The organism is Marinobacter sp. (assembly GCF_041686475.1).
In the GTDB taxonomy this organism is placed as follows: domain Bacteria; phylum Pseudomonadota; class Gammaproteobacteria; order Pseudomonadales; family Oleiphilaceae; genus Marinobacter.
In genome coordinates this window covers 1-7,866 of sequence record NZ_JAWLDU010000048.1, presented here as the reverse complement: position 1 = coordinate 7,866, position 7,866 = coordinate 1, and the positions used below count along the sequence as shown (strand labels likewise).

The window sequence follows — 7,866 nt, the reverse complement described above, 5'->3', positions numbered from 1 at the left end:
TCTTCATTTCCCGAGGTAATGTCGCGGGGGTTTTCCGCCACGGCAACAAGCGTGATCTGGGGTTTAAGATCCCGGAACATGGTGATGGTTTGCGCCAGGGCAAGCCTGGCATTTCTCGAACCGTCGTAGGCAATCATGATTTTCATCGTAAGCTCCAGACCTGTTATGCCAGTGCTCACGCACGGCAGGCTTAATATTTGTCAGCATTAGCCCACAACCGCCTGCCACCATCACTTGACATGCATCAAATACGGCCCCGGGTACCCCACCAGAGACACAGCAGCAATATCCCCCTGACGCCTTTCACACCTTGATTGCCTACCCCCCACCTGCCTTGAAGGGGTACCTCCAATGCCACGCTGGCCAAACCGCCATTCTTGATATTGTTCAAGAAGCCCCGGCGGGCTGGCGGGATACAGTCGAATGCATGGTTTTGCCGTTCGCAGTGGGAGGACTCATCATGGAAAGCAGCGTATCGAAGCATGAACAGTACCGGGCGCTGGGCATCTCCACCTTTGCCTTCACCCTGTGTTTTGCTGTCTGGACGATCTTTTCCATCATCGGCATCAAGATTCGCCAGGATTTCGGGCTATCGGATACCCAGTTGGGATTGTTGATGGCCACTCCCATTCTGACCGGTTCAATCAGCCGGCTTTTCCTCGGCATCTGGACGGACCGCTACGGTGGCCGGTGGGTGTTCGGCGTGTTGATGCTGACCACGGCCGCCTGCGTTTATCTGCTCACCTTTGCCAACAGCTACCTGATGCTACTGGTAGGTGCACTAGGAGTCGGGCTGGCCGGCGGTTCTTTCATCGTTGGCGTGACCTACACGGCCGCCTGGTTCGAAAGGGAACGCCAGGGCACGGCACTGGGGATTTTCGGGGCGGGCAACGTGGGCGCGGCGGTGACCAATTTCGGCGCGCCTTTCCTGCTGGTGGCCCTGGGCTGGCAGGGTACTGCCCAGGTCTACGCCACGGTACTGGCAGTCATGGGGGTACTGTTCATACTCCTTGCCAGAGAAGACCCCATGGCGAAGGAGCGCGCCAGCAAGCAATCCCAGTCGTTCATGGAACAGATGGCGCCATTGAAGGAGCTCAGGGTCTGGCGGTTCGCGCTTTACTATTTCTTTGTGTTCGGTGCGTTTGTTGCTCTGGCCTTGTGGCTGCCCCACTACCTCATTGGCGTTTACGGGCTGAACGTTAAAACCGCCGGTATGATTGCCGCGCTCTATACCATTCCGGCCTCTCTGTTTCGCATCCTGGGGGGTTGGATGTCGGATCGCTACGGCGCCCGCAGGGTCATGTACTGGACGTTCATTGCCTCGGTGGTCTGTACCTTCCTGCTCAGCTATCCGCCGACCGAATACGTGATACATGGCATTGATGGCGACATCCGCTTCTTCATGGAGGTAGGTCTGATTCCATTCGTGGTTCTCACTTTCATTCTTGGTTTCTTCATGTCACTGGGCAAGGCGGCCGTGTACAAACACATTCCGGTTTACTACCCCACCCACGTTGGCGCTGTGGGCGGCGTGGTCGGAATGATCGGTGGCCTGGGCGGATTCCTGCTGCCACTGATGTTCGGTGCGCTCAATGACATTACCGGAGTCTGGCAAAGCAGCTTCATGCTGATGTTCCTGATCGTGGCTGCCGCCCTGGCCTGGATGCACTATGCCATCCGCTCTGCTGAAAGAGTGGAGTGGGCCTCACAGGAGTCCAAGACCGACCTGCCGGAACTGGCATCGCCGCAACTGTTTTATCCGCTGAACCGGCCGGCAAAAAAACAATCCGGGCCAGCCAACGGAACCCCTCCTCTGAAATAGGCTTTTTTGTGGGCGGTATATCCAACCCGCCCCACTCGCTTTAGAATTCAGGCTCCACGAACTGTCTGGAGTTGTTGTTTTCCATGTCGCCCGAACCAAGTTCTGCAACCGGTTTTGAAAAGCTGCAACGGATCGAGTCCAGCCGCATATTCCAGGGTGTGGTCATCGGCATCATTATTCTGTCTGCACTGACCATCGGCGCCAAAACCTATGAGCTGCCGCCGCTGGTAGAGGGCTCGCTGATCCTGATGGACAACGCCATCACCCTGTTCTTCCTGGTGGAAATCCTGTTCCGGCTGGCCGCCTGCCCCAACAAGAAACGGTTCCTGATGGACGGCTGGAACCTGTTCGACACGCTTGTGGTGGTAGGCAGCCTAATCCCGCTGGACAATTCCGATGCGGTGTTGCTGGGCCGGCTGCTGCGGGTTTTCCGGGTTCTGCGACTGATATCAGTGGTACCGGAACTGCGCTTCCTGATCAATTCCCTGCTCAAAGCCATTCCCCGCATGGGTTACATCGCTCTGCTGATGTTCATCATCTTCTACATCTATGCAGCCATGGGCTCCATGTTCTTCGCGAAGGTCGATGAATTCCTGTGGGGGGACGTGTCCGTCGCCATGCTGACGCTGTTCCGGGTAGCCACATTCGAGGACTGGACAGACGTCATGTACGCCACCATGGAACAATACCCTCTGAGCTGGATCTACTACCTGACCTTTATCTTCCTGACAGCGTTTGTGTTCCTGAACATGATGATCGGGGCGATCCTGGAAGTGATGAGCGAGGAGCAGAATGCCAAACAGGCGCAACAGGCCCATGACGAGCGGGACGAGATTGCCCGGCAGCTACAGGCGGTTCAGGAACAGCTGAAGGAACTGACGAAGCAGGTATCAGAAAAGTCCGGGGGCCACTGACCCCCGGTTTTCCCGAGATCAGAAGGGCCTGGCGATAGCCAGATGGAAAATGGCCATGATCTGGACCAGCGCCAGTACCGCAGCAATCAACCGCACCTGCAGACTGCGGGTTTCCTTCAGGGCAAATAACCCGGCCACAATATAGCCAACCAACAGGAAAATCTTCGCCGTCAGCCAACCGTGCACAAACGGCATCCAGGGCGTGACAAACAGCAGGCTGATGGCCGCCACCAGAAGAATCGTATCATTGGCGTGTGGAATCCAGCGCAATGGCGTTTTGCGCCAGTCAGGCTTGCCCACTGCATCCAGCAGCAAACGCAGGGAAAACAGCACTACCGTAAGGTAGGCTGCAAGCATGTGGATACTTTTCAGGATCAGGTAGGTGCTCATAAATTAATCCATTGGGAATCAGTTTGATAGACGCATTGTACGCAAAACTACCGCCTGATGGGTATGTTAATCCTGTAAACATCGATCTAATATACAGGTTATATTCAGAGAGCCAGTGGAGTCATTGTCATGCAGGCTATTCCCACAACCGAAACCACGGGGGGCGCAAGCGTCCGCCAGCTGTTCGGCTACCCGTTTCGTATTTTCTTTCTCTCGATGACGATACTGGCCATGCTGGCCATTCCTGTATGGGTGCTTCAGGCCAGTGGCGCCATTCAGCTACCGCTGGCCATGCCGGGGCTGTTCTGGCACCAGCATGAAATGCTGTTCGGTTTCCTGTCTGCCGCCATCGCCGGCTTTCTGTTGACCGCGGTTTGCGTATGGACCCAGACCGAGCGCACCCATGGCTTGCGTCTTGCTCTGCTGTGGGGAGTCTGGCTCGTAGGGCGGCTATTACTCGCATTCGGCGAAGGCATGCCGGACTGGCTGGTTCATGGTGTAAACCTGGCCTTCCTGCCGCTGGTGATGCTGGATGCTGGATGGCGTGTATGGCATGCAAAGCAGAAGCGGCAATTGCTGATTCTGGTAGTACTTGGACTGCTCTGGCTGATGCAGATCGGCTTTGTCACCTGGCTCGACCCTGCCTTCAGCTATGGTGCCCTGATCATGGCCATGGCATTGATCAGCATCATTGGTGGTCGCATCACCCCTGCCTTCTCCGCAGGCTGGCTCCGTCAACGGGGACTGGATGCAACCCGGGTTAAAATCATCCCTGCCCTCGACATGGCGGTGCTGTTCAGCATGATACTGCTGATGGCATCTCTGGTTTCCGGCTGGCAAATCGTAACAGCCATTCTCGCCATTACCGCTGCCGTGCTGATGCTGGTGCGTCTTGCCGGCTGGAAAGGCTGGCTGTTCCGCAAGGAACCGCTGCTGTGGGTACTGCACCTGTCCATCCTCTGGGTGCCGTTTGCACTGTTACTGCTCGCCGGTTCCCTGCTGGCCGACTGGCCCACCAACGCCTGGACACATGCCGCTGGCACCGGCGCCGTTGGCTGCCTGATTCTCGGTGTTATTGCCCGGGTATCCCTGGGTCATACCGGCCGCCCACTGGTTCTGCCACGGGGCATGGTCGCCGCATTCTGGATGATTCAACTGGCAGCAGTTGCACGCGTGGTAACCGCCTTCGATGTCATACCCTGGCACGCGGGCGTGGGTGTCAGCTCCCTGCTATGGGTGCTCGCGTTCGGTGTGTTCCTGGCCCGGTATACCCGGATACTGGCGTCACCACGGCCTGACGGCAAGGAAGGCTGAGTCTTCAGGGCCTCCAGAGAAGCCCTTGAGGTAAGAGCTGGCCAGGCCGCCAGCTCTTCCTCGACAATTGCGCCGAATGCTGCTCGCGCTTCGCGAAAGCGGTCAGCGGGGAAGTGAATGTGAATATCCTCCAGCGGCGCCAACCAGTTGGCAAGATTGGCAGAGTTGGTCAGCATCGACCATACCCTCGCCGGGCTATGGTCTGTTCTGCGCTTGAGCTTCACACATACGCGGTCGTCCCTCCGGCTCAGTTCACCCCAGGCGTTTCTCGTGGCTGACATGGCATCTCCTTGTAATCTGTCGGGATCAGCCTGAAAAAATAGCCAGATGCCCCGATAAATGCCTTGATGACCATCAACACCTATCAGAGACTTATCTGAAAACTGCAACCAATGGTCAATAGCCATATGGCGAATAACAGCTAAAGTATAGGAAACCATTTTGTAACAGGAACAATGGCACTATGACCCCCGATCACTTCGACAAAGCCGATCTGGAAGCCTGCGGGCAAGGCACGCTTTTTCCAGGAAAGATGCGGCTACCCATCAATGAAATGCTGATGATGGACCGCGTGACCCATTTCAGTGAAACCGATGGGCTCTATGGCAAGGGAAGTATCGTTGCCGAACTGGATATCAACCCGGACCTCTGGTTCTTCAAAGTTCATTTTGTCGACGATCCGGTCATGCCCGGTTGTCTGGGCCTTGATGCCATGTGGCAACTGGTAGGCTTTTTCCTGGCGGCAACCGGCGGCGAAGGCAAGGGCCGGGCACTGGGAAGCGGCGAAGTTAAATTTTTCGGCCAGGTGTTACCCACAAACAAGCTGGTTCGCTACCACCTCGACATCAAACGGGTTATCCGCCGCAAGCTCACCATGGCGATTGCCGATGCCCGGATGGAAGTGGATGGCCGCGAGATATACACCGCCAAGGATCTCAAGGTTGGCATGTTCAATTCTACGGATGACTTTTAGGAGCCATTAAATGCGTCGTGTTGTTATTACAGGCATGGGGATTGTCTCCAGCCTCGGAACCAATCAAGACGAAGTGACCCGGTCATTGCGGGACTCAATACCCGGCATCGGTTTCAGCCAGGAAGCCAAGGATAACGGTCTGCGTAGCCACGTTTGCGGCCAGATCGACCTGAATCTGCCGGACCTGATCGACCGCAAACTGATGCGTTTCATGTGCCCGGCTTCCGGCTATACCTACCTGGCGATGAAAGAAGCCATTGCGCAGGCGGGACTGACGGACGAGCAGATCCGCGCCAACTCAACCGGTGTTATTACAGGTGCCGGTGGCGCCTCCACCGTGGAACTGATGGACGCGATTGATACCCATCGTGCCAAAGGTATCCGCCGCGTAGGTCCGTACCGGGTTCCGCGTACCATGGGCAGCGCCATCAACGCGTCCCTGGCCACGGCTTTCGGCATTACCGGTGTCAACTACGGCATTACCTCTGCCTGTGCCACCAGCGCTCATTCCATCGGCCATGCCGGTGACCTGATTGCCCTGGGCCGCCAGGATGTGATGTTTGCCGGTGGCGGCGAAGACATCCACTGGACTCTGAGCCTGATGTTCGACGCCATGGGCGCATTGTCCACCAAGTACAATGACACCCCCGGCACCGCCTCGCGCACCTATGATAAAGACCGCGACGGCTTTGTGATTTCCGGCGGTGGCGGCATTCTGGTTCTGGAGGCCCTGGAGCACGCGGAGGCCCGCGGTGCCAACATTCTGGCTGAACTGGTCGGATTCGGCGCCACTTCCGACGGCGCGGATATGGTCGCCCCCAGCGGAGAAGGCGCAATTCGCTGCATGCAGCAGGCCATGAAGAATGTGGATGGCGATATCAGCTACATCAATAGCCACGGTACCAGCACACCGGCCGGCGATGTCACTGAACTGAAAGCACTAAAGGAAACCTTTGGTGACAGGATACCGCCAGTGAGCTCGACCAAACCATTGTGTGGCCACGCCCTGGGCGCTGCTGGCGTACACGAGGCTATCTACAGCCTGATCATGCAGCGAGGAAACTTTATCGCACCTTCTGCCAACATCGAAAACCTCGATGAAGGCGCCGAAGGCTACCCAATCGTGCGGGAACGGCAGGACAACGTGGATCTGCCGCTGGTGATGAGCAACAGCTTCGGCTTTGGCGGCACCAACGGTACCCTGATTTTCAAGAAAGCCTGATAGCTGAAGAAAGAAGGCACCGGGGCATGCGGTTTCGCTGCCCCGGCCGCCTGTTCTCCCTCAAGCCGCCATCGAGCGGTAGGCCCCCGGCGATTTCCCCATCCAGCGCTTGAACGCGCGACTGAATGCACTGAGCTCCGAAAAACCCAGCTGTTCAGCAATTTCCACCAGCGACTTACTACGGTCCTTCAGATAGGCCAATGCGCGCTCGCGCCGGATTTCTTCCAGCAGGGCCGCGAAGGTAAGACCTTCCTGCTTCAGCCTTTTGTGAAGCGTATGCCGGCTCATGTGCAGCTGGGAGGCAATGGCTTCCACCCCTACCCGGCCACGTTCCAGATGCCCGGCAATCAACGAAGTAACCCGCGCGCTGAACGGTGCTCTCTGCGCAAGGGGCTCCATCGGATCTGATTGCATGTCTCTATCTCCTGATCTCTCAACGCAGGCAATGAAACCCGCGGATGTCAGCGTACACATGTTAGCCGAAAATAACCATATCCAGCCTTGAGCCGAATCAAGGGAAAACAGAATCCGATGGGGCACTATGGGCCGTTTTTAACCTTTGCAAACGACAAATGGCGTTATCCGGAGCCCCGATGCACACCCCAGAATCCTTGCCCCAGCCGGCAAGCCCTTCGACATGAACCTGATGAACCAGTTGGAAGCCCTCTCCAAACGCGGCTACACCGAAGGCTTCATGCGCAGGCGAACGACTGCAATCTGTGATTGCAGGCCGGACCCGCAAGGGGTTCACGGCGTGTTTTGAGAGGTAAACCCGCCCAGCGCCTGCCGCCAAACCATCCAGTCTTACAAAAAGCCAGACTATCGCTATGATTGCCAGGCCCTTAGTGCCCCAAAGGCCGATTAAGGTATAATCACGACACGCGCAATTTAATACCTGACTATTTTACTATGGTATTGTATACTCGCTCACCAGAAGAAACGGATTTTGCCCTTGGTTATCAACAAGGCAACGTTAAATCCGTCATCCAAAAACCGATTGCAGGGCGTACTCATTAGCGGGGCGACCACTGTAACGCCCAAAAGTTTTACATCCGCCCGGCGGCCAGCAAATGCTGTCACCGGCGACACCAGGGGCTGAAAAGCCCGAGATGAGAGAATACGGAGCGACGATCATGGCGACCACCGACAAAGAGGTGAACGAGCTGATCAAACGGGAATACGAACACGGATTCGTAACAGACATCGAATCCGACACCTTCGAGCCCGGCCT

7 protein-coding genes are annotated in these 7,866 nt (G+C 56.7%); 5 read left to right on the top strand and 2 right to left on the bottom strand.

Translation table 11 applies throughout. The features are described 5' to 3' along the window. Positions 1 to 460 precede the first annotated feature (460 nt). Complete coding sequence (locus ACESMB_RS11365; RefSeq protein ID WP_372926794.1) at positions 461 to 1,822, top strand: MFS transporter; 1,362 nt, start codon at positions 461 to 463, stop codon at positions 1,820 to 1,822. Between the two features lie 83 nt (positions 1,823 to 1,905). Continuing rightward, on the top strand, positions 1,906 to 2,736 hold the full coding sequence (locus tag ACESMB_RS11360; RefSeq protein ID WP_372971572.1) for an ion transporter: 831 nt from the start codon (positions 1,906 to 1,908) through the stop codon (positions 2,734 to 2,736). 18 nt (positions 2,737 to 2,754) lie between these two features. On the opposite strand, the gene ACESMB_RS11355 is transcribed toward ACESMB_RS11360, so the two are convergent. Continuing rightward, positions 2,755 to 3,126, bottom strand: a complete 372-nt coding sequence (locus tag ACESMB_RS11355) for a SirB2 family protein (protein WP_372926796.1) — start codon at positions 3,124 to 3,126, stop codon at positions 2,755 to 2,757. A 129-nt stretch (positions 3,127 to 3,255) separates the two neighbouring features. On the opposite strand from ACESMB_RS11355, the gene ACESMB_RS11350 reads away from it, so the two are divergent. The 3 genes from ACESMB_RS11350 to fabB all read left to right on the top strand — a co-directional run bounded on the left by ACESMB_RS11350 (position 3,256) and on the right by fabB (position 6,635). Continuing rightward, entirely contained in the window at positions 3,256 to 4,440 is a 1,185-nt protein-coding gene (locus ACESMB_RS11350; RefSeq protein ID WP_372926797.1) for an NnrS family protein, read from the top strand. A 463-nt stretch (positions 4,441 to 4,903) separates the two neighbouring features. After that, positions 4,904 to 5,413: a bifunctional 3-hydroxydecanoyl-ACP dehydratase/trans-2-decenoyl-ACP isomerase gene (fabA, locus tag ACESMB_RS11345; RefSeq protein WP_372926798.1), complete on the top strand. Its 510-nt coding sequence runs from the start codon at positions 4,904 to 4,906 to the stop codon at positions 5,411 to 5,413. A 10-nt stretch (positions 5,414 to 5,423) separates the two neighbouring features. Continuing rightward, complete coding sequence (gene fabB, locus ACESMB_RS11340; RefSeq protein ID WP_372926799.1) at positions 5,424 to 6,635, top strand: beta-ketoacyl-ACP synthase I; 1,212 nt, start codon at positions 5,424 to 5,426, stop codon at positions 6,633 to 6,635. Between the two features lie 60 nt (positions 6,636 to 6,695). Here fabB and ACESMB_RS11335 read toward each other — a convergent pair whose 3' ends face one another. Beyond that, positions 6,696 to 7,049, bottom strand: coding sequence for a helix-turn-helix transcriptional regulator (locus tag ACESMB_RS11335; RefSeq protein WP_372926800.1), 354 nt, complete (start codon positions 7,047 to 7,049; stop codon positions 6,696 to 6,698). Between the last annotated feature and the right edge of the window lie 817 nt (positions 7,050 to 7,866).